The 2,111-nt window shown below is 37.9% G+C and carries 1 protein-coding gene and 1 pseudogene; both read left to right on the forward strand.

The genetic code is table 11. The features are described from left to right. Nucleotides 1-340 (forward strand): annotated as a pseudogene (locus R3333_RS14215) (MFS transporter); the annotation flags it as partial. A gap of 11 nt (nucleotides 341-351) precedes the next feature. After that, nucleotides 352-2,111 (forward strand): oligopeptide:H+ symporter (locus R3333_RS14220; protein ID WP_318959428.1); only part of this gene is annotated, 1,760 nt, incomplete at its 3' end.

Raw genomic sequence — 2,111 nt, forward strand, 5'->3', positions numbered from 1 at the left:
AGTTTTTGCTTATCTATTACACACCATTGGTGAGTTATGTGCTTCACCAGTTGCATTATCTTTCATTACTAAATTGGCTCCGGTGAAGTACGCTTCTATTATGATGGGTACTTATTTCGCCATGACAGGATTTGGAAATAAACTAGCAGGTTTCTTAGGAGAGTCTGCTTCAGATTTAGGTGAATACACAATCTTCACCGGTATTGCAGTATTCTGTGCGATTTTTGGTTTCTTAATCATTGCTTTGAAAAAGAGATTGAAACAATTAACTCATGGTGCTGAGGATGACGAAGTAGAAATGCATGCGGATGACCAAGAAGTTTTAGATAACAACATTTAATTATAAATACAATGTCAACAGAAAAATCAACAATTTTTGATTCTAAAGTACTAGGGCACCCATCGGGCTTATTTGTACTTTTCTTTACAGAGATGTGGGAGCGTTTTTCATTCTACGGAATGCGAGTGCTTTTGATCAACTTCTTAACCATGGCGGCCATAGGGTACAACCCAGGTTGGGAATGGACAGCTGAAAATGCAGGTGCATTGTTCGGTACTTATGCAATGTTACTTTATGTTACTCCTATTATTGGAGGGATTATTGCCGATAAAATTACAGGGTACAGGGTTGCAGTTGTGATTGGTGCTATTATCATGACGCTAGGTCATGCCGCGATGGCGTTTGAAACGGAATTCTCTCTTTACTTAGGATTGGCATTATTGGTTATTGGTACAGGTTTCTTTAAGCCTACCATGACTTCTATCATTTCTGAGATGTATAAAGATGTTCCTGAGAAAAAGGACGGCGCTTACACTATATTTTACATGGGAGTAAATGCAGGTGCATTCTTCGGTATGTTATTGTGTGGTTACATCGCTGAGAAAGTTGGTTGGTCTTACGGATTTGGTTTAGCAGGTGTGTTCATGTTATTGGGTACTTTACAATTCTGGTTGTCTAAGCCTTTGTTTGGAGAAATTGGTGGTAAACCTAAAAAGTCAACTGAAGCAGATTTAGCACATGCTCCACTAGAAACAGAGGTGATTGATGATCACGCAACAGTTGCTAAAGGAGAAGATGATGCAGAGGATAAACCCAACCCATTTACCTTATTGGATAAAATATTAACGGTTATAAGTGTTTTAATTGGTATCGGTTATGCATTGAATGATCCAATGTCTAAGATTGCTGGTATTGACTTATTTGCCTGGTGTCAGGTTGGAGCATTAGAAGGACAATATGTTGCCGTTTCTTTCGGTTTGTTGGCTTTCTTGATATTAGTAGGAACACGTATTGCACGTTATTCTAGAATTGTTAGAGACAGAATGATAGCCTTTATCATTTTTGCCTTCTTCACAGTATTCTTCTGGATGTCATTTGAACAAGGTGCATCTTCTTTAATTATTGTAGCAAGAGATTATATCCAGCGTGAGTTAATTGGTGGTGCAGCACTTACTTTTAATGTTGTAAACGCTATCTTAACTTTAGTTCCATTAGGAATCATTACATACGTATTGTTCTTGTTAGCGAAGAAAACAGGAAAGAAAATCTTGGGTTCTAACTTGGTGTTAATTGTTTGTTTTGCTGGAGTTTGGGCTGTAGTAGGATGGATGTTAATTAGAGATTTCAACACCGTTGCACACGAAGTTACTTACAAGGCGGAGCAGATTGCTGTGATGGACGAAGAAACAAACACGCAAAAGAAAGACGATAAAGGGGAGTTGGTATTTGAATACAAAACAATTACCGATCAAACCAATGTTGAAGCAATCACGAACCCTATAGTTGAAAAATCTACGGTAATCGGTATTGCCAATAAAACAATTCCAGCTGGAGAAGAATTACACATGATTACAGAAAGTAATGATGGTTCTACTTTCGCATACATAGGGGACAAGAGACTAGAAGAAGCAATTAAAAGAGGAGAAGAGTTAGGTGTAAATAACGGAGTGATTACAACGACCGTTACAGAAGTGAAAGAAGACTGGGTACGTATTCCTGCATCTTGGTTCTCTATCTTAAACTCCTTCTTTATTATTGCGTTTGCATCTATCATTTCTAAATGGTGGGATTCTAAGTACAACCCTTCAGCATCTATGAAGTATGGTTTAGG

The sequence above is a fragment of the Lishizhenia sp. genome (assembly GCF_033720595.1).
In the GTDB taxonomy this organism is placed as follows: Bacteria; Bacteroidota; Bacteroidia; order Flavobacteriales_D; family Crocinitomicaceae; genus Lishizhenia.